General features: G+C 62.1%; 12 protein-coding genes. 4 read left to right on the top strand and 8 right to left on the bottom strand.

Annotation, left to right across the window (positions count from 1 at the left end):
• Positions 1-394: 394 nt before the first annotated feature.
• The 5 genes from ACFMO7_RS20590 to ACFMO7_RS20570 form a co-directional block, all read right to left on the bottom strand.
• Positions 395-2,806, bottom strand: coding sequence for an FHA domain-containing protein (locus tag ACFMO7_RS20590; RefSeq protein ID WP_376797363.1), 2,412 nt, complete (start codon positions 2,804-2,806; stop codon positions 395-397).
• Between the two features lie 207 nt (positions 2,807-3,013).
• A complete protein-coding gene (locus ACFMO7_RS20585) occupies positions 3,014-3,949 on the bottom strand; it encodes a DedA family protein (RefSeq protein ID WP_376797362.1) in 936 nt (311 codons plus the stop codon).
• A gap of 97 nt (positions 3,950-4,046) precedes the next feature.
• On the bottom strand, positions 4,047-5,795 hold the full coding sequence (locus tag ACFMO7_RS20580; RefSeq protein WP_376797361.1) for a hypothetical protein: 1,749 nt from the start codon (positions 5,793-5,795) through the stop codon (positions 4,047-4,049).
• A gap of 156 nt (positions 5,796-5,951) precedes the next feature.
• Entirely contained in the window at positions 5,952-7,112 is a 1,161-nt protein-coding gene (locus ACFMO7_RS20575; RefSeq protein WP_376797360.1) for a mannosyltransferase family protein, read from the bottom strand.
• A gap of 579 nt (positions 7,113-7,691) precedes the next feature.
• The gene (locus ACFMO7_RS20570) at positions 7,692-7,847 is read right to left on the bottom strand and encodes a hypothetical protein (RefSeq protein ID WP_376797359.1); all 156 of its coding nucleotides are present in this window, start codon (positions 7,845-7,847) and stop codon (positions 7,692-7,694) included.
• A 180-nt stretch (positions 7,848-8,027) separates the two neighbouring features.
• On the opposite strand from ACFMO7_RS20570, the gene ACFMO7_RS20565 reads away from it, so the two are divergent.
• From ACFMO7_RS20565 to ACFMO7_RS20555, 3 genes are all read left to right on the top strand, one after another.
• A complete protein-coding gene (locus tag ACFMO7_RS20565) occupies positions 8,028-9,662 on the top strand; it encodes a Na/Pi cotransporter family protein (protein ID WP_376797358.1) in 1,635 nt (544 codons plus the stop codon).
• Between the two features lie 590 nt (positions 9,663-10,252).
• On the top strand, positions 10,253-12,007 hold the full coding sequence (locus ACFMO7_RS20560; RefSeq protein WP_376797357.1) for an aldehyde dehydrogenase family protein: 1,755 nt from the start codon (positions 10,253-10,255) through the stop codon (positions 12,005-12,007).
• A gap of 318 nt (positions 12,008-12,325) precedes the next feature.
• A complete protein-coding gene (locus ACFMO7_RS20555) occupies positions 12,326-12,772 on the top strand; it encodes a nuclear transport factor 2 family protein (protein WP_376797356.1) in 447 nt (148 codons plus the stop codon).
• Positions 12,773-12,958: 186 nt separating this feature from the next.
• On the opposite strand, the gene ACFMO7_RS20550 is transcribed toward ACFMO7_RS20555, so the two are convergent.
• On the bottom strand, positions 12,959-14,476 hold the full coding sequence (locus ACFMO7_RS20550; RefSeq protein WP_376797355.1) for a PQQ-binding-like beta-propeller repeat protein: 1,518 nt from the start codon (positions 14,474-14,476) through the stop codon (positions 12,959-12,961).
• Positions 14,477-15,024: 548 nt separating this feature from the next.
• On the opposite strand from ACFMO7_RS20550, the gene acs reads away from it, so the two are divergent.
• Complete coding sequence (acs, locus tag ACFMO7_RS20545) at positions 15,025-16,965, top strand: acetate--CoA ligase (RefSeq protein ID WP_376797354.1); 1,941 nt, start codon at positions 15,025-15,027, stop codon at positions 16,963-16,965.
• 194 nt (positions 16,966-17,159) lie between these two features.
• On the opposite strand, the gene ACFMO7_RS20540 is transcribed toward acs, so the two are convergent.
• Positions 17,160-18,140, bottom strand: a complete 981-nt coding sequence (locus ACFMO7_RS20540) for a U32 family peptidase (protein WP_376797377.1) — start codon at positions 18,138-18,140, stop codon at positions 17,160-17,162.
• A 72-nt stretch (positions 18,141-18,212) separates the two neighbouring features.
• On the bottom strand, positions 18,213-19,754 hold the full coding sequence (locus ACFMO7_RS20535) for a carboxylesterase/lipase family protein (protein WP_376797353.1): 1,542 nt from the start codon (positions 19,752-19,754) through the stop codon (positions 18,213-18,215).
• Between the last annotated feature and the right edge of the window lie 517 nt (positions 19,755-20,271).

Below are 20,271 nucleotides of genomic sequence, written 5' to 3'. Positions count from 1 at the left end.
CTCCGTCCTTCGGGCTTCAGCGCTCGGGCTGTATCATAGATTGTTGGCTCGGCTGCACAGAAGGTTCTCAGGGATCTCCTCGCACCTGCAAGCCCCCGGCTTGACTTGAGCCTTGGGATCTATGACATCAGCCAATGTACTATGGTTTTCATTGTACTCCATGTGGGAAGAGGCGGCCCCACCTGAGCGGCCTCAGACACCTCCACGCAGAGATACAATCCCCAAGGACAAGCCCTGCTGGCGCTCTCTTCTGCAGCAAATAAAAACCCGACCGTGGAGCGCCGCGGTCAGGTCGAGTGCACCAGATAGAGAGCCAATCTCCGCCGAGAGAAGAGGTGGCGAGAGGATAGAAAGCAGGACGGACCAGTCTAGACAGTCAGCCTCGCCTCAGCCTCTAGAGGCCAGGGGCCGAGGACGAAGAGGCCGCCGAATCGGGAACGCCCTGGAGGCCATCCTGCCCGTTGGAGCCGACGCGCTCTTGTTGCCAGCGCTGAGCTTCTTCTCGGCTTTGGCAAACAATCAGCTCGTGGTCGCCAATGTGAATCTGGTCACCGGGACGAAGGACCTGGCTCCCTCCCTGGGCCAGGCGTTGACCATTGACAAAGACCCCTTCGGCATTGTCGCCGTCTTGAATGAGCAAGTCCGTTCCCATCCGCCGCAGAAAGGCATGGCGTCGCGAGACACGGCAATCGCCCTCCAACAAAATGCCGCTATCGCCCGCTCGTCCGATGCTGACTTCGGGAGCCACAAGCTCCACGATGGTGGCCTGACGCGCAGCCGTCGCCGGCGGCAAGACCAGCACCCAGGCAGGAACAGCCTCCGCTTCTTGTGTAGACGTCGACTCCTTCCCTGCTTCTGCCCGCTCGTCTGTCGCCCGCTCGCCCTCATGAGCCTGGCCTTCTTCCCTGGCTCTCCCAGCAGCAAGGGCGGCTTCTTCAGGCAAGCTTTCTACCTGGGGACCATTGTCAACGGAAGGGGCCTGATCAGGATCTGGGGAAGCGGCCTGGTCCATCCTCTCCTCTGCCCGAGCCAGAGACAAGGAGGTGGTCGATGACTGGCCATGAAGGCCCGACAGCACCTCTAGAAGAGAGACCTCCGTAGGCGGCGTCTGCGGCAGATCGCTGCTCAGCGTCGGAGGGAGCGTTGTCTCAGTGGCGTGCCGATCATCAGGCTCCTGGCCAGCGGCGATCGCCGCCTCCCCTGGAGGGAGTGCCTCAGGTACACTCATGGCGGGCGAAGGCGAGGCCACGGCCTGCTCTTCTAAATCGGACCTGAACGTCCCTGGGGGCTGCGTCGCCTGCAGCAAAGCTTCAAAATAGGTCAGGGCAGAGCCAGAGACAGGAGGCTCGCTTGTCCGTTTTGTCGTTGCCTCGATCGCAGCCGGCTCCTGCGCGGGCGGAAGCTGAGGGGCAGCCGAGACCGGCATGAACGACTGCAGACCGGACAGTTCCGTCTCACGGCTCAGCGCCTGGCGCTGATCATCCCCTGGCTCCTGCTGGAGCTGCAACGCTGGCGTGAGCGAGAGTCTGTCTTCACGCGCCTCCAGCGCTGGCGTCTCCCCTCCAGCGTTCGCCGTTTCATTCGCAGGTTCAGGTGCTACCGGCAGCGAAGAGGCCTCCTCTGCCTGAACGGCCAGCCTGGAGGCCGCAGGGGCGGCAGGCTGCGCGGCTTCTTCCGGAGACGAAGCTGCCAGAGCCTCCAACTCCCCAGCAGATTCCTCCTCCGGCAATGCAGGCTCAGCCGGCATCTCAGCAGCGCTCACCGGAGGCGAAGCAGCAGGCAGCTCCTCGCGTGCCACTGCCGCAGGCTCCCCCCGATAAGCAGCGGTCATCTCCAGTCCTTCGGGACCAGGCACACTTACCATCTCCTCCTCCTCGCCTGGCGGCGCAGAGGCTGGCCTCTCATCCGCCGGCTCTTGTGGAGGCACAGGAGCAGTCTGCCGCTCAGCCAGGGTCGCCCGCCGGGGCAGGGCCTGCAGCAAGGCCTCAGCAAAGGCCAGGACCGTGGGATAGCGGTCCTCGGGATAGACCGAGAGCGCGCGACGAATCACCCCTTCGATGGCAACGGGCACCTGCGGATTCAGCGACAGGAGCGAGGGAAATGACTCGCTCAGCTTGGCCTGAGCGATCTCCTCCGGCAATCCCAAATAGGGGGGGCGTCCGGCGATCCAGGTATAGACAATCACCGCCAGAGCGAACTGATCGCTTGCCTGCGTGGCCCGTCCCCCGAGCTGTTCGGGAGCCGCCGTCACCGGCAGTATTGGACGCTGCAGGCGTCCGAAGCGGCGCACAAAGTGAGCCAGACCCACATCGGCCAGCATGAAGGGGGCGTAGTCTGCGGCTCCCTCGACATTGGGTCCACGCAGCACCATAATATTCGTCAGGCTCAAGCCCCCATGCAGATAACCGGCGGCATGCACATGCTGCAGAGCCTGGGCCAACTGCTGGGCGTAGCTCACCGCCGCAGACAGCTCCAGGGGAGGACTGAACCACAGACGCCCATCGCTGTTCAGAAGCGAGCCACTGCTGAACAACCGCCGCGCCACATACAGATTGCCATGCAGCTCTCCATAATCGAGCACCGGCGCCAGATAGCGGTGAGTCAGCTGACTGATCCCCTGCATCTCTCGGAAAAACTGCCGCCGCGCAGCATCCGAGAGCGGGGCCCAGGGATGCAGCAGCTTCAGCACCACTTTCCGCAGCAGCAGCGTATCCTCCGCCTCATAGCTCTCACCGGCCAGTCCGCTGCCAAGGAGCCTGATTACGCGATAGCGTTCGAATCTCTGGCCTTCTCGCAATGCCGGCATAGGCGACCTCGCTTTTTCCCCAGATAGCATCTGTCGCTATTGTAGCATGTTTCTGCTGGCAGACAGCAAAGCAGTAGTACTAAATCGGGGAACCTACTGGGTAGCAGGAAAACCGCAGAGCAACCAACGCACTCCATCCAGAATGAGGAGCAACAAGAGAGCAGCGGCGCGAGCAAACGCCAGCCGTTCCAGTCCCGACCCCGACCTTCAGTCGGTTTCGGGCCGCACCTGGCCCTCGTGCGGCTCTGGCTGCTTGTCCGCCGCCGCTTTTTCGGCACTGGCAGGCGGCAGACCAGGATCGCCGCCCGAGGAGGTCGCTGCCCGGGACGGTGGATCCGCCGTCCCGTCTGCCTGTCCAACCAGGGCCAGGGCCTCCGCCCGCCGCTCAGCAAGCACCACCTCGCCGCTTTCAGCCAGACTCTCCTGAGCGCGAGCCATCTGCCGCCGTCTCTCCAGGCGAGCCCGACGCAGGCGATAGAGGAAGAGGGCCACCAACCCAACCACGACCAACAGCAGCGCCCCTGTCCAGCTAATGGCTCGCGCCAGATGCTCAACGGCCGCAAAATTATCGTGGAAGACACGCCCGGCGAAATAGCCGAGCAACCCGAAGACGGTCGCCCAGACAATACCTCCCGCCGCATTGTAGAACAGAAAGGTTCGCCAGGGCATCCGATTGACGCCAGCCAGAAAGGCCGCCCAGGCCCGCAGCACAGCAATGAAGCGCCCAAAAAAGACCGTCTTGTCCCCATGACGGGCAAAGAAGCGCTCGGCTCGCTCCAGATGCTCAGGCTTGAGAAAGATATAGCGCCCAAAGCGCTCGACCAGCGGCCTGCCGCCGTGACGCCCAAGCAGATAGCCCAGATTATCGCCCACAATGGCCCCCAGGGCAGCACAGACAATAACCAGAGGAATCAGCAACTGGCGATCGACTCCCGCCAGAAAGGAGGCCAGCAAGAGCATGGTCTCCCCAGGAAAGGGTATGCCTGAGCTTTCAATCATAATAAAAAGCGCCACTGCCGGATAGCCCCAAACATGGAGCGCATCCTGTAAGGTCTGCAACGAGATCAGGGCCGCCAGGGTCCCAAGGGCCAGAGCTGGCCTGCTAGCGACACTCACCAGCACCAGGCGCGACCACCAGAACATGCCCCCTCCTTCCTCCTGAACAAGTTCTGCACTTCACAAATCAGGCAAGCACACTTTTACCGGGTCAGTATACGCTCCAGTCTGCCCAAAGACAACCTCAAGAGCCTGCCAGGTGCAGCCGGAAAGGCCCCCTGCCATCCCGCTGTCTGCCCCTCCACCAGCCGCCCAGCCAGGCAAGCCCAAAAGCCAGACTCGGCGGCGCGACCGCACTCAGGCCCATCCAGCCAATCCAGCCTCCGCCAGCGGCGAGGTAGCCACGGGAGAAATAAACGGCAAAGGCTGAGAGCGAGAAGACCAACACAAAGACCTGCAGAGCATACTCCAGCCAGCCAGACTGCTCGCGCTGTGGCAGAGCCAGAGGGGCCAGTGCCAGGAGCCAGGCCAGGTACCAGGGAAAAAACCAGGGCGTCACCACAAAGATGGCCCCCATCGTCAGCAGCGACCCACTGGCCCAGCGCCCCAGCCGCGGCTGCCTCCAGAGTGACCACAGCGCCCACCCAAGGGTGACCAGCAGAGCCAGCCCCTGAATGAGATTCCAGGTACTGCGCCGACCCAAGAGGACAAGCGCTTGCCCCTTCCAGCCTCCAGGCAACTGCGGATGATAGTGCCTCCACTCCTGGATGGCACGCAGAATCGAAAACTGGCCCAGCTCGCGACTGGTCGAAGGCGGCGCCACCAGGCTGACAATAATCTCACGCGGACTGTGGCCGAGCCAGAAAGGGAGATAGGCCACCAGCCACAGGAGCCCGATCCAGAGGAGCGCCAGTACAAGACGCCCCAGGGCTGGCCGCCAGCGCTGGCTAAGAGCCCTCAGCAGCCGCTGCTCACCCCCACCCTGAAGCGTTTGGAAGACCAGCAGGCAGAGCAAAAGAGCGACACCCAACAGGGCGGTAAATTTGATCAGGGCCGCCAACATCAGGGCCGTCAAGGCCATCAGCCAGCAAGGCCAGCCTTCCAACCGCAGGCCCCGAGCGTCAGCACAGAACCAGCAGGCCAGCAGCACGCAGCTCATCATCAGTACATCGTTATGGGCCCCAAGCGCACTTTCGACCAGCATCAGCGGATTGAGACCGTAGAGGATGGCCCCCAGAGCCACCACACGCTCAGAGCGCCCCAGTCGGCGCAGGATGAGAGCGATCAGGCCCACGTTGAGGAGATGAGCGGCCAGAGCAAGTAGACGAAAGGCCAGCAGGTAGGCCGGCGCATTCGTTCCCAGAAACCAGCCGAAGATGGCACAGATCAGCAGCCAGAGGGGACCATAAGCCGCCACCGCCGTTTTCCAGTCATCCAGCGAGGCCAGCGGGTCGCTCGGGAAAGCAGACAGGGGCACAAAGTAGGGATTGGCTCCATGCGCCACCATGACGCGCCCATAACCAGCATAGACAAAAATATCGTGCGAGAGCATGCCAGGCGCAACGCTCAGCACCCCCCCGCCGATCAGAAGGATGCCCCCCACCAGGCCCAGCAACCAGCGAAGCCGGCCAGGTTCGCTGGCTAATTTCCACACTACCCCCAGCAAGAGGCCATAGTCCACAAAAAGCAAGAGTATCAGCGCATGAAAAGTAAGGTCCGCTCTATTCAAAAAAGGCAAGAATGAAGAGAGAAAGAAAACCAGACGTGACGGGAGCCAGAGGCCCAGGGGACTGAGCGCCACCCCCGGCAACTGCTCGGCCATCGGATGCCTGGCCAGCTTCTCCAGGGAGGCGATGGCCGCGACAATGCAGCTCAGATAGCCCAGCAGTAGCCCCGCCAACATGTACCAGAGGCCAGCCGAGGGCCAGAATGGCGCCCCCCTGCTCTGCTTCTGCTTCTCTCTCTGATCGTAGATCAGCAGTGTTTCAGCCATTGCAAGTATATCAGTATACCAGAATCCTGCACTCCAGAAAGGCCGCCTGGCCTGCCCAGACCGGGCAAAGCGCTCGCCGCCGAGACCAGGCGGAGTGAGACGGGACAACAGTCAGAGCGGTCGGCTTCAAGACCCGCACCCGCCTGGGTGCCTCCCTCATACCATCCAGAAGCCCATGATAAAAATGATGCTGAGCGTGGCCAGCAGAGGCGGGAAGATCAGGGTAATGGCCTGATGAAGGCGCCGATGCTCGCAGCCAAGCGCCGCCAGCGTCATGAAGCCGGGAAACATCTCCAGAACAAAGCGCTGGTTGGAAATAAGGGAGTCGGGCTGGTTGATGCTCGGCTCTACCAGGTAGAGGAGCAAGAGGGCGGCGATCCAGAGGGTATAGCTGAAGCGCAGGCGGCGCCAGCCCAGGATGGCCAGGACGATGAAACCAAGGGTGGCGCTGAGGTCGAGCACCAGATGGACCGAGAAGAGCGAACCGGCAGGCTGGAACCAGAACAGCTCTACAAGCGCCTTCCAGATGCCTTCCCAGGGCCAGACCGTGCGGTGAGACCAGCGGTACTGAACGGCAGCAAAGCTGAAGGGCGAGTGGAAGAGATGCCAGCAGTAGAGGCTGTAGAGAGCAGTGCCCACAGGGATGAGAACAACGGGCAACGCTCGCAGAAGCAGTGCCTTCCTGGTCGCAGACTGAGGCGCCAGATCGTCGCGCGCCTTCCAGGCTTCCCAGAGAAAGGGCAACACCAGCAAAATACCCGGAGAGCGCGTCAGAGCGGCTAACATCCCTAACAGCCCGGCCAGCCACCAGCGCCGTCGCCGCAAGGCCAGAAAACAGCCCGTCACGAGCAGCAGGAAGAGCGCTTCGTTATAGGCAGCAAAAAAGAAGAAAGCGGTCGGGAAAATACAAAGATAGAGCAGCGTACGACGGCTCACCTGGTCGCCCAGCGCCTCGCTAGCCAACTGATAGATCGTGAATAGCGAGCCAAGTAGAGCCAGATTGCTAATCAGCATACCAAAGAAGAGATAGCCGTGGTTTCCAACAAGATGAGCGCAGATACTGATCAACAGTGGGAAAAGTGGGAAGAAGGCACTATCAAAGGGACTGCGATAGCCAAACTGAGCAATTTCAACATAATGGACGGCATCCCAGCGCTTCCAAGAGGTGGCTGCCGCCAATAAGCTTACTGGCGGCGCTATATACTGCGGCGGTCGCGGACCATTGAGCAGCGTATAGCCAAAATAGGTGACCAGAATGAGCGCGATGCGGCTGAGGACAAAGAGCCAGAGAATATCGGCGGTTGGCGCACGTTTCATAGAAATTGCTCTTCGCTCCTTCTATATAGCATATCACACTAGATTACAAGATTGCCTCTCTCCGGCTGTTGTTTTCCGCTTCCTTGCTAGAGACCCACAGGTATAACGAACAACCCCCTGGAGATGGTCAAAAAGGGGGCCTTTCTTCTCCTAGAAGCCATGCTCATGGCGCTTGCCGCAGGCCCAGCCTTCCTGGCAGGAAAGAAAGCGATGCTCGCGTCGGATACTGCTCGCTCCATTGACGAAAGGAACTGCATTTCTGAGGAGATTCGGCGCTGCTCTATTGGGCTTCTCGGTGCGGCTGGCTGCCTCGCGCCTCCTCCTCTGCAACAAGCCTGCCTGCAGCGCTCTCCGGCGGCCCGCCCGCGAGAGAGATAGCGACAGGCGCTCCGTGAGCAGGCCGAGCGGACCAGTCAGCCAACCGCAATTCGCCGATGAGCATCACGCCAACAAGGAGCTGTTTTCCCAGCATCTCCTCCTCAGAGCTGATCCTTCCTCTTGCGGTCGCCAGCTCCACATGTTATAGTGTATTTAACATTCCCTTAACATAGACTTAATACCAATTTAACATTCATTTCCTCAGAGCACAGAGCGGTCGGGGCGGGCAGCGTAGCCCAGGCGGGCCAGGCCCGTCAGATTCTCAATCAGGCGTCCCAGAGCCGACAGGCGAAGCAAGTCTCCGGAGCAGAGCAGCCGGACCAGGCCCTCGCAGAGGAGCCAGCCACACGCCCACATCGCCGCAATTCGTCGAGCAAGCACAGATGAAGGGTCGGGGCCAGACGAGTAGAGCCGCTTTCGCTCCGTCAGTCTGTCCGTGCGTCAGCAGCCTCTAAAGTGGCACCCATACGAGCAAGCAGCCAGACGCTTCCATGTCATTTTACTAATCACCTAATGGGAGGGGAGAGAGAGCAAGCAATGGCACAGACGAGCAATCCGACAATGGTTGTGGGCCTGTTACTGGGCGGGGCCCTGTTACTGCTCTACGGCCTGCGCCTCCTGTCGGAGGCCATGCAGCGCGCCGTTGGTCCGCGCTTGCAGAAAGCGACGATGGCGCTGGCCCAGCGCCCATTCATGGCTTTTGGCGTCGGCGTCGTAGTAACGGCGCTGACGCAGAGTTCGAGCGCGACCTCCTCGCTGCTAGTGGAGCTGGTGAACGCCGAGCTAGTTCCACTGACCACGGCCTTCGTCATGATTCTGGGCACCAATGTCGGCTCCACCCTGGTCGTGCAGTTGCTTGCTTTCCATGTAGCCGACTACGCCATTCCGATTGCCGGAGCGGGGGCCGCGCTGGGACTGGTAACGCAGCACAAGCCCCAGCGTGACCTTGGGCAGGCGGCCTTTGGCTTCGGAGTGATCCTGCTCGGCCTGGCGGCCCTACAGGCCGGCAGCGCCCCGATCGCGGCCAGCCCAATCACTGCTGAGGTGCTGCGTGCGCTCGTGGGTGCCCCGCTGGTGCTGGCTCTGCTTGGCCTGCTGCTAGCCCTGGCCTTCGCCTCCAGCGCAGCGGCCATCGGCCTGATACTGGTCCTGACGGCCAGCGGCGCCCTTCCGGTCTTCGCGGCCCTGGCCCTGCTCTTCGGGGCCAACATTGGCTCAACCTTGACGGCTCTCCTGACGGCAATCAGCCGATCGTCGGTCACTGGGCGTCGGCTGGCTCTCCTCCATACCGGCAGCAAGTCGCTGGGGGCCGCCATCGCTCTGGCCTTGCTGCAGCCCTTAACAGCTCTGCTGGCCCAGGCCGGCTTGGAACCAGCCTGGCAGGTAGCCCTGACCCACCTGGTCTTCAATCTGGTCCTGGCCACAATCTTTGTCCCTCTGGCCGCGCCGGTGACGCGCCTGGTAACGGTCCTGCTACCCGAACAGGAGAATCACTACGAGCAGCCGTTGGGACCACGCTACCTCGACCCCGAGGCCCTGGCCTCACCGGCGGTCGCCCTGGGCCAGGCGACGCGCGAGGTGCTGCGCATGGCCGACATCGTGACCGAGATGCTGCGCCTGTCGATGCTGGCCTTCGAGAAGCCCGATGCCCGCGTCCCAGAACGCATTACCGAGCTGGACGATCAGTTGGACAACCTCAACGCAGCTATCAAACGCTACCTCACGCAGCTCGACGAGAGCCGCCTGACGCGCGAGCAGGTTCAGCGCGAGCTGGCCCTTCTCTACATTATTACCGATCTTGAGGCCATCGGCGATATCATCGATCGACAGATGATGCGTCTGGCGCGGCGCAAACAGCGTCGGCAGGTAGCCTTCTCCGAAGAAGGCTGGCAGGACCTGCTGAACTACCACGATGAGGTCACAGAGGCCCTGGAGGAGGCCTTGGCCGCCCTGGCTTCGCAGGACACTTCGCTGGCCAACGACTTCTTCGTCCGCAAGGCGGAGCTGAGCAAGATGAAGCGTCAGCTTCACCTGCGCCACGTGCGCCGCCTCCAGAGCGGCCTCTCTCCAAGCTGGGAGTCCAGCGCTATCCACCTCGATCTCTTGAATGCCCTGAGCCGGGTGCTGTCCCATGCATCGAACATTGCGCATGCGGTGCGCGGCGACCTGTGAGCAGAAGCCTCCCTTTTTCCTTCTCTCTGACTTGAGCGACGGAGCGGCAAAGGCGCTGGCGCCTGTAGGATCGGTTCGATCGCTGCCGCTCCGTCCTCCCGGGAGCCGCCGCACTTCCTTCGCTCCTCCTCTGCTCCTCTTTCGCGAGCCATGCACCGGCGCAAACGCCGCCAGCGGCCCGGCGACCGCCTCGAAGGTCACTGCCTTCTCGCTGGCAGGTCCCCTGGCTTCCAGTTGCAGGCCAGACAATCCCCGCACTGCCCGCTACTTTAGCCAGATCAGCCTGACGATCAGAGACCAGAAGCGCGAGGGTCCGCCACGGCCAGCCGGAGGCGCCGTGTCCAATAGCAGAGTTTTTTTCTCTCCATGACCCACCGACAAGAGGAAATACACTTGGATGGAAAAAGCTGCACGCAGCCGTGAAAAGAAAACAAGAAAATCCTATACACATCTTGCAAACAGATTAGCTTTCTTGTTTACTCACTCCCTCATTACCCCCCGACCTCCCCTTGTCGCAGCCTGTCACATACTGTAGAATGGCTCTTGTTAGTGGGTAGAGTGAGCCATGCTTTCAAATGGAGGTATAGTTTATGAGCACCAGCAGCACCCGTCACGGCTCTCCTCACTTCCCCACCGTGAGCGGCAGCATCGCGCCATCCACCAAGGAGGACATGGACGCCGCCGTGCAGGCCCTGCAGGCCCAGAAAGATCGCTGGGTCGCCGTCTCGCTGCGCAAGCGCATTGGCATACTGGATCAGCTCCTCAGCAACTTCGTCGCTATTGCTCCGCGCTGGGTTGAGGCCAGCCTCAAAGCCAAAGGGCTGGCCCCTGACGAGCCAGCGGCCAGCGAAGAGTGGGGGGCGGGCGTCTTACCGGTCGTCAATAACCTGCGCCAACTGCGGCAGTCGCTGCTCGACATCGAGCAGACTGGCCGCCCGCGCATCCCAGGGCCAGTCCTGACCATGCCCAATGGCCAGGTCGCAGCCCGCGTCTTTCCGCAGACCATCTACGACCGCCTCTTTTTTATGGGCCTCAGCGCGGAAATATGGATGGAACCAGGGGTTACCATCGACGAGCTGCCGCGCACGCAGGCTCTCATCTACCAGGATCGCCACCACAGCGGCAAAGTGGCCCTGGTGCTGGGCGCCGGCAACGTCGCCAGCATCGGGCCGATGGATATCCTCTACAAACTCTTCGTCGAAGATCAGGTTGTCCTATTCAAAGCCAATCCGGTGAACGCCTACCTTGGCCCCCTGCTGGCCGAGGCCTTTGGGCCGCTGATTGAGAGCGGCTTCCTGCGCCTGGTCTATGGAGGTGCCGAAGAAGGGGCCTACCTCTGCCAGCATCCGGGCATAGAGGAGATCCACATCACCGGCTCCGACAAAACCTACGAGGCCATCGTCTTCGGGCCAGGCCCCGAGGGCGCGCGCCGCAAAGCGGCCCGCGAACCCCTGATCAACAAGCGGGTGACGGGCGAGCTGGGCAACGTCAGTCCGGTCATCGTGGTGCCCGGTCCCTGGACGGCACGCGACCTCTCCTATCAGGCCGCCCACATCGTCAGCTCGCTCACCAACAACGCCGGCTTCAACTGCAACGCCACGCGCGTCCTCATTCAGCACGCCGGCTGGGAACAGCGGCCCGAGCTGCTCAACGCCATCCGGCGAGTCTTGCAGAGCGTTCCCCCACGCCAGGCCTACTACCCTGGCGCCAGCGAGCGCCAGCGGGCCTTTGTCTCTGAGCACCCCGAGGCCGAGCTGTACGGTCAGGCCGACAATGGACGGCTTCCCTGGACCCTGATCTGCGGCCTCGATCCTGAACGTCAGGGCGATATCTGCTATACCACCGAGGCTTTCTGCGGCCTCTTCGCTGAGACGGCCCTCGCAGCCGACAGCATTGCCGACTATATCGATCGGGCCGTGGCCTTCGCCAATGAACGGCTCTGGGGCACCCTCAACGCCACCATCATCGTCCATCCCGAGTCCCTGAAGATCCCGGCCATCGCCCACGCCGTTGAGCGCGCCGTCGCCAACCTGCGCTATGGAACCATCGGTGTCAACTACTGGGCCGGCATCGGCTTCGCTCTGGCCGTGACTACCTGGGGAGCCTTCCCCGGCCACGAGAGCTACGATATTCAATCGGGGACCGGCGTTGTTCACAATACCCTGATGTTCTCGCGCGCGCAGAAGTCCGTGCTGCGCGGACCATTCCGTAGCACACCCACCCCGCTCTGGTTCGTGACCGAGGGGCGCAAGGCCCTGAAGGTCTTCCCAAAACTCATCGAGTTTCTGGCCGAGCCTTCAGCGACGAAGCTCCCGGCTATCCTGTTCGCAGCCACCGTCGGCTGAGCCCCCTGGCGGCGACGGCTCCTGACCGCGCGATGTCAGCCCTATCTGCACGCCGGACATGAGCTGTCGCTTCCAGCAATCGAACCATCTCTTTACAAGAAGAAGGTGTTTTCTACTCTCTGTCAATTATTACACCGTAATTGGAAGAGGAGGTTCCTGCCTGTTTTCTGACCAGCGATGTCACCTTTTTCTTGGTCACGACGTACCAGAAAGAGGATGACCGTTTCTTGCTGGTCAAAGAGACAGGCTCTCAGGGAAGAGAGCGCTACCGTCTGAGTTGTGCCAAAAACAGAAAATTCATGAAGAGGAGGTTTTTGCATGAGTAAGGCAGCAACGCTAGTGGCGCTGGCCTCGGCCCTGGAGCAGAAGGATTACCAGCGAGCCGCCGCCTATCTCGCCGACCACTTCGTGTATTACGGGACTGGCACGCAACATCTCAGCAAACCGCAATTTCTGGAGCTGCTGCAGACGCTTCAGAGTGCTCTTCCCTCTCTACGCTTCCACTTGCAGCACCTGTGCGAGACGGAGGACCGCGTCACCGCCCATCTTCAGTTTGCCGGTTTGCCCATCCAGGTCGTGGCAGCCGTAGATGGTCCGGCCACCTACTCCGAAGCCAGCCGCGGCCGAGAAGGCGATCCGTTAGAGGCTGGACTGGAGTGCACTTTCGAGGGAGCCTTCATTACCAGCCTGCGCGTCAAGGCCCCACCTCAGCAGAGAGCAGAGGACACGCTGCGTGCGCTCGGAGCCGCGCTTCGCCAGAGCTAAGGGAGTGCGTTGCAGGATGGTGCTGGCAACGAGAGCCACACCAGGCCACGCCAGCGGAGGAAACTGGGGCCAACGCTGTGCCGGAGCTTCCTCCGCCCCACCAGGCCGGCCTGGCCGCCGGGCTGAGCGCCAGTCTTCTCTCCTGTATCCCCGCTTTCCCCCTCCTTCCCCTTTTCTGAGCGAGATTCAGGCAATGCTGATCGCTACAACCCCATTCATGGTGCCGACGAGCAGGGTGCGCCCCACCAGTGTCGGCGTGGCAAAACGCGAGGTCGGCTCAATGGCAATACGAGCGCGCACCGCTCCTGTCTGGCGATTGAGTGCGTAGAGTGCCCCCGTGCGATCTACGACGTAGAGGGTATTGCCCCCGACGATCGGCGAGCCGTTGATATTGGCCGGCGCCTGCCAGCCCCGAACGAGGCGCGGGCCGCTAGCGATCGTCACCTGGACCACCCCCAATGAGCAGGGAAGATAGATGACGTTGTCAACGCGAGCCGCTCCGCCATAGGCATCGCAGAGTCGCTGCTCCAGGAGCTGCCCCCCTACGCCCCCCAGAGCGTTGGCGCGCAGCAGGTAGGCCATGCCCGATTTGCCGGCGATGAAGAGCAGACCATTGGGAAGCAGGACCGGCCCCAAAGAGCTGAGGTCGAGATCGGCAGCGTTGTCGCTGGCCCACTGCCTCGGCGCAAAGCCATCCTCTAGCTGGAGCGATGGAGAGAGACGCAGCACCGAGTCGCTGTGGTCCCAGGCGCCCGAGGTCACTGCTCCATTTCCGACCGATACATATATATTTCCAGATTCATCTATTGAAGGACCGGCGGGTGCCCAGATGCCGCCCTCGCGGGGCGTGGGCACAGTAAAGGTCAGCATAGCGGCATGCGGGTCGGTTGTAGAGACCGCCACCACGCGCCCACGGTAGTCTCCGCAATCGCCGTAGAGTCCTCCATAGGCGATGTAGATGCGCCCATTGGCCAGAGCCAGGGCGGCCCGCTGCTGGTGCACGCGCGGGTCGGCGTCCGCCGGGTCAACGCTGCGGCTGAATTTGATAGCTCCGCTGTCAGCGTCGACACCAACGAGGATGTGCCGCGGCCCGCTGACCTCGGCCACGGCAAAGACAAGGTTGGTGGCCGGATCGTAGACCGGAGTGCCGGTGATTCCCAGAGGATCGATGTTGCCACAGGGAAGGGTCGAGAGCGGCACGGGCCTCCCCACTCTGGTATGCCAGAGCAAGCTGCCGTTGCTCAGGTTGAGGGCATAGAGGGAATCGCCTTCGGTGGCAACGATGGCATGGCCATGCACAACCAGCGGTTCAGCATAGACGGCTCCATCGAGGTGAGCGCTCCAGAGCGAGACCAGGCGCAGCGGATCAGGTACACCGGCGACGTAGCCGCTGCGAGCGTTGTCACGATGGTAGGTGGTCCAGTCGCCGCCGCCTCGCCCTCCTCCTGCCGCTACGCTCGCCGCAGCGCTGGCGCTTGGGGTTACCGAAGGCGTCGATGGCGAGGTCGGAGCGGTCGCCGTGGCAGCTCCTCCCGGGGCATTTCCTCCACAGGCGGCCAGCAGGCAGACGAGGAGCGTGAGCAGCGACCAACCCCTTCGCTTCCAGGACGAGCGGCAGCGAGAGCGCCCTCCGCAGGGGCCAGCCTCTTGCCTCGCTGGCTCACCGGAGCTTCTTGCCCGATCTGCGTCTCTTGTTCTGAGCATATACCTTTCTCCTCAGTGAAAGCGTTCTATCATGCAGCATTTCCTCTGCTTAGCTGTTTACAATGTTTCATATCTATTCTATAGATTGTGAAGTATTTTTTATGAACAGGAGATAGGAGTGTACCCCATCTATCCTGGCAGGCAGAGATGGTACTTTCATGCAAGTAGGTAGAAGCTACCCTTGACGCACGCAAGCAAATATGCTACCATGCATAACGTATCGCAGTGCGATAGGTTGCGCGATACAGTATCACACGGCGGAATACCTGGAGTGACAGGACCTCGTCGTTCCTCTCCATCTGTATCACGCGCGGGGAAAGGCCCTTTAACGGTGCCTGGCATGGCCCCGAGTCGGGCTGCGCGACCTGACTCGCCAGGCAAGAGTCCGGTAGAGGGTTCTTTTTTGACCAATCGCGCGTGGCGCGTCGCGACACTGGCCCTTCTCAATCAGCTTGCGGTATGTCGTTTCTTCTTCTTCTTCTTCAACCCCAGGCCGTCGCCGTCGGTGACGATGGGAGCAAGCGTCAGACAGAAAGGACGAAGCAGTCATGAGCAACCTCGGCTTTGAGAACACCGACACCATCCTGATGGAGGAGCGGCTCTTTCCCCCATCCCCCGAAGTCGTTGAGCGGGCCAACATCACGGCCTACATGAGGTCCAAGGGCTTCGACAACTACGAGGACTTCTATCGGTGGTCATTGGAGCACCGTGAGGAGTTCTGGGACGATATGGCCCGCGAGTTGCACTGGTTCCAACCCTGGCATACGACCTTTCAGTGGACCGAGAAGCCTTTCTTCCAGTGGTACGTCGGCGGCAAGTTCAACATCGTTTACAACTGCCTCGACCGCCACATGCAAACCTCCACGCGCCAGAAGGTGGCCTACTACTGGGAAGCCGACGATGGCTCCAGCCGCACCCTGACCTATGAGGATCTCTATGTGCTGACCAACCGTCTGGCGAAGGCCCTCCAGAACCTGGGGGTCAAGAAGGGCGACCGCGTTGCTATTTACATGCCTGTCACTCCCGAGCTGGTCGCCGCTATGCTGGCCACCACGCGCCTGGGCGCGGTCCACACCGTGGTCTTTGGTGGTTTCGCCGCCAGCGCGTTGGAGGAGCGCATCAACGATGCTCGCGCAAAGGTGCTCATCACCGTCGATACGGGCCACCGTGGGGGAAAGCTGATTGAGTACAAGAAGATCTGCGACGAGGCCCTCGCCAACACGCCGACCATCGAGAAGGTGATCGTCTTTAAGCGGGAGGGCACCGAGGTTCCGATGCAGGCCGGGCGCGACCTCTTCGCCGACGAGCTGCTCCAGGATATCCCCAACGATACGGTGGTGCCCTGCGAGGAGATGGACAGCGAGGATCTCCTCTACATCCTCTACACCAGCGGTAGCACCGGCAAGCCCAAGGGCGTGGTCCATGTCCACGGTGGCTACGCGGTCGGCGTCTATGCCACCACGAAGTTCGTCTTCGATATCAAGCCCGACGATGTCTACTGGTGCACCGCCGATATCGGCTGGGTGACCGGCCACAGCTACATCGTTTACGGTCCCTTGCTCAACGGAGCGACCGGCGTCCTCTTCGAGAGCACGCCGCAGTACCCGGCCCCCGACCGCTATTGGAGCGTGGTCGAGAAGTATAAGGTGACGATCATCTATACCTCGCCTACGGCGATCCGCGGTCTGATGCGCTTCGGCGAGGAGTGGCCGGCCAAGCACGATCTCTCCAGCCTGCGTATCCTGGGTACAGTCGGTGAGCCAATCAACCCCGAGGCCTGGATGTGGTACCGCCACAACATCGGACGCGATGCCCTGCCGGTCATGGATACCTGGTGGCAGACGGAAACGGGTGCCATCCTGATCAGCCCAACGGTCATCCTGCCGCTCAAGCCCGGCAGCGCCACCCGCCCGCTGCCAACCATCGATGCCGCCGTCGTCGATAAGGATGGCAACCCGGTCGAGACGGGCAAGGGCGGCTTCCTGATCATCCGCCATCCCTGGCCGTCGATGATGCGTACGATCTACGGCGATCCGGCCCGCTATCGCACCTACTGGGAGACGATCCCGGATGTCTACTTCGCGGGGGATGCCGCCACGATCGATGAGATCGGCTACTTCCGCATTCAGGGCCGCGTCGACGACGTGATCAAGGTGGCTGGCCACCGCCTCGGCTCAATGGAGATCGAGTCGAGCCTGGTGAGCCATCCGGCTGTGGCGGAGGCCGCCGCTATCGGAAAGCCCGATCCGGTCAAGGGTGAGCATATCAAGGTCTTCGTGATCCTGAAGGCCGGCAATGAGCCGTCGGAGGCGATGGTCCAGGAGCTGAAGCAGCACGTGCGCACGAACGTCGGCCCCATCGCTACGCCCGATGAGATCGAGTTCGTGACGGCGCTGCCGAAGACCCGCTCGGGCAAGATTATGCGCCGTGTCCTGCGCGCCCGCGAGCTGGGCCAGCCGCTGGGCGACGTAACAACGCTGGAAGCCTAGGGAGGGCGGCCGGCCCATAGCTGGCCTTCCTTCTGGCTGGGGAGCCGGCGGCTTCGACGAACAAGCCAGACATCGGGAACTCCCTGGTTCGATCAGGGGCGACCGGGTACAGTCTCTTCTTCTCTGACCCGGTCGCCCTTTCCTTTTCTGTTTCCGTGAGTACTTCGTCAGCTGGTCCCACGCCAGGATAGGTCCTAATGGTCGCCGGCTTGGGACGGGTGGTTGGCCTTTTCCCCGTCCTGGCCAGCCAGCACGGGTACGCCCAGGTCGGGAGCGCGCAATTCGGAGGTGGTGGCTTCAGGATAGTAGCGCTGCAGGAGCTCCAGGCCGATGCTGGCCCGACGCACACGCTCGCGCGTGAGAGCCACCACCGTGCTCTCCAGATGGCTACCGCTGGGATAGACATCGGGGGCGTTGCGCAGGCCAAATTTGAGGTAGACAGGGGAGGCGACCCGCACCAGCTCGGCAATCTCGTAATGGCGTACAAAGCCTCCAAAGTCGTCAGGGGCTTCAACGTAGACATCGAGCGGCATGTCGGTAGCCTGGCGAATGGCGGCCAGTTGGGCCAGCGAGAGGTCGGTCGGGGTGTTGAGGGTTGTGCCGCCGAGCCGCTCCATGACACGCGCTGCCGCCGGGTTGGCCGTGCCAATCTGGACCGAGAGCTTGAAGACAAAGTTGGGAGGCAGCTCACCGGCGCGCTTCATCTCGTCAGCTACCCAGAGCAGGCCCTCGTCGGCCACTAGCACCGAGCGAATTCCCAGACGGGCAGCGTGCCGAATGTCTTCCAGAGCGTAGAGGATCTGGTCCATGCCACGCTGCCTGGCTCCCAGATTGCGCCCTGAACGGCTCCAGAACTGGGCTCCTGTGTCCCAGCCGGCGCGTGGCCCCACAAAGAGGCTGACTTCGATCCCCATTTCATGCCCTAAACGGGCCATGTGCTGAATCTCGTCGCTGCACAGCAACATGATGCCGCTACCCTGGGAAACCCGATGGACACGCACACCGTAATCGCGCGCCGCCTGCCGGACGGCCTCCAGGGCGGCTGGCCCCTCAACGCTGGGAATCTCTACACGATACTGGGCTCCGTCCGGAAAGCGCTTGGAGGAGGTGGGCAAATCGTGGGCGTCTCCTGCCGGCAGGCCCAGCCGCCGCAAGAAGGCGCGCGTCTCCTGCATCAGTTCAGCCATTGATCCGCTCCTATAGTATTTTTGGAGATTTGATATCTATGCTCGGCTATGCACCAGTATCTACTCGGACATTCCACGCACGGGAAGGCCCTCCCAGGCTCGCCGCAGCTCGCCGCCAGGGTCGTCTTCGAGCCGACAGTGGAGATCGAAGATCATGGTGGCCCGCCTCTCCGGCGTGTAGGGCGGCCAGTCAGGTAGGCCCGGCGCTGAGGGGCGGCCAGTGCGGGCGAACGCCAGCCAGGCGCCGCTCATGCTGGCGGCCAGCTCGGCCAGTCCCGGCTGGAGGCCCTCGGTGGCTCCCAGGAAGCGCCGCGCTGGTTCCAGATTGTCGAAGACGAAGGGAATTTCGAGGGCGTGACAGGACCTGAGCCTGCCGTCGAGAATGGGTGTCTCCCAGGTGAAAAGGTACATATAGACAGGGGCCCCTCCCTGGGCCGCTTTGCGCTCTGCCAGACGAATGGAGTTGATCCGCATCATCGCATCGCTCAGGAGAGCCGCGTAGCGCTCTGCCGGCCCTCGGTCAGGATAGGCCCGCGCGTAGGCCGCTAGCAGGCGCTCGCTGGCCTGGCCGTCCTTGAGCAGGGCCTGAACCCTGGTTCGCAGGCCGTCCTCGTCCAGGCTGCCAGACTGGGGATCACCAAGCAGGAAGAGGGTGGCCTCGTCTTTGTTGGTGCCGATGATGAGAGGCACCCGCGCGGCGAGCGCCGGCGCCTGGGGATCAAAGGGATGCTGCGGCAGAAGGTGGCCGTCGACAACTGGTCCCCAGGGAGCCAGGGCGTTGGGATTCACGGCATCGTTGGCCTCGACGATGCGCTGAGTTGAGATTTCGTGCAACTGTTCCCTATTGGCGCGCGAGATGCCAAGTGCTCGCAGCAGACGATCGGCGCGCTCGCTGGCTTTCTCGCGTGTGGCCACGCGCAGAGCCGGCCCGCTCTGTACGATGGCGCGATGGAAGAGGCCAGCGGCGGTCGGCATGGCCATGAGGACACAGACCTTGGCACCTCCGCCGGATTCGCCGAAGATGGTGACGTTGCCCTGGTCGCCTCCAAAGGCTTCGATGTTGTCACGTACCCATTCGAGCGCGGCGATAAGATCGAGCATGCCGACGTTGCCGGACTCAGCGTAGTCTTCTCCAAGCAGGTCGGCCAGGTACAGGTAGCCAAACGGCCCCAGCCGATGATTGACGGTGACTACCACGACGTCGCCCCGCCGCGCCAGGTTGGTTCCGCGGTAGAAGGCCGCCGAGCCAGAACCCATTGTAAAGCCACCGCCGTGGCACCAGAAGAGCACGGGACGCTTGCGCCCATCGGCAACAGCAGGCGTCCAGACATTGAGAAAGAGGCAGTCTTCGCTTTCTTCCTCCCGTCCTGCTTCACCGATGATGGCCCGCAGACGCTTCATGCCCTCAGGCGGTTGCGGGCAGGCCGGTCCATAAGAGAGGGCATCGCGCACTCCCGTCCAAGGCTCCGGCTTTGTCGGCGGGCGGAAGCGATTGCTCCCTCCCGTCGGCCCCCCATAGGGGATGCCCTTGAAGGTCGCGATATCCTGGATGGTTGTTCCTCGGACTTTGCCAGCAGAGGTTTCGACGATGAGATCAGCCATCGCTCTGTTGCTCCCTTTCATTCGTTCGCCTGGTTGTTCTGCTTTGGAGCGAGCTGCCTTCTTTTCTCTCTCCCCCCGTCCCCCACCTGGCAGAGGCCAGACAGACTGGCTGGCGCTGCTCGCCTGTGCAATCGACGCACGACGCAGACAGCACTGCGGCCGGAATAGAGGACCGATCTTGCCGACGTTGGCGCTCCGAAGCGGGGTCGGCCGGGGCCAGGCAGGGTCGGGACCGTTTTGTGCACATGCTTGCTCGTTTGAGGGAACTGACCGGGCAAGACGGGGTGGTGGGGATGGAGACATTGAGCAGCGGCACTTGTCTGATGTACCATTAGAACATGCCGACCTCTCTTCTTCTGGCACCTGTCATGCGGTGGCCCTGCCACAGGAACTATACGTTACGTGGCCATTGAACGTCAAGCCGCGTCAAGAAATGGAGGAAGGTCATGGAGATTGTACCTGGCATTCACCGCCAGGAAGCCTACATCGGCAAGAAGCTGATGGCCCATCACTTGAT

Source organism: Thermogemmatispora sp., from assembly GCF_042408735.1.
GTDB lineage: Bacteria > Chloroflexota > Ktedonobacteria > Ktedonobacterales > Ktedonobacteraceae > Thermogemmatispora.
This window is presented reverse-complemented; position numbering and strand designations above follow the sequence as displayed.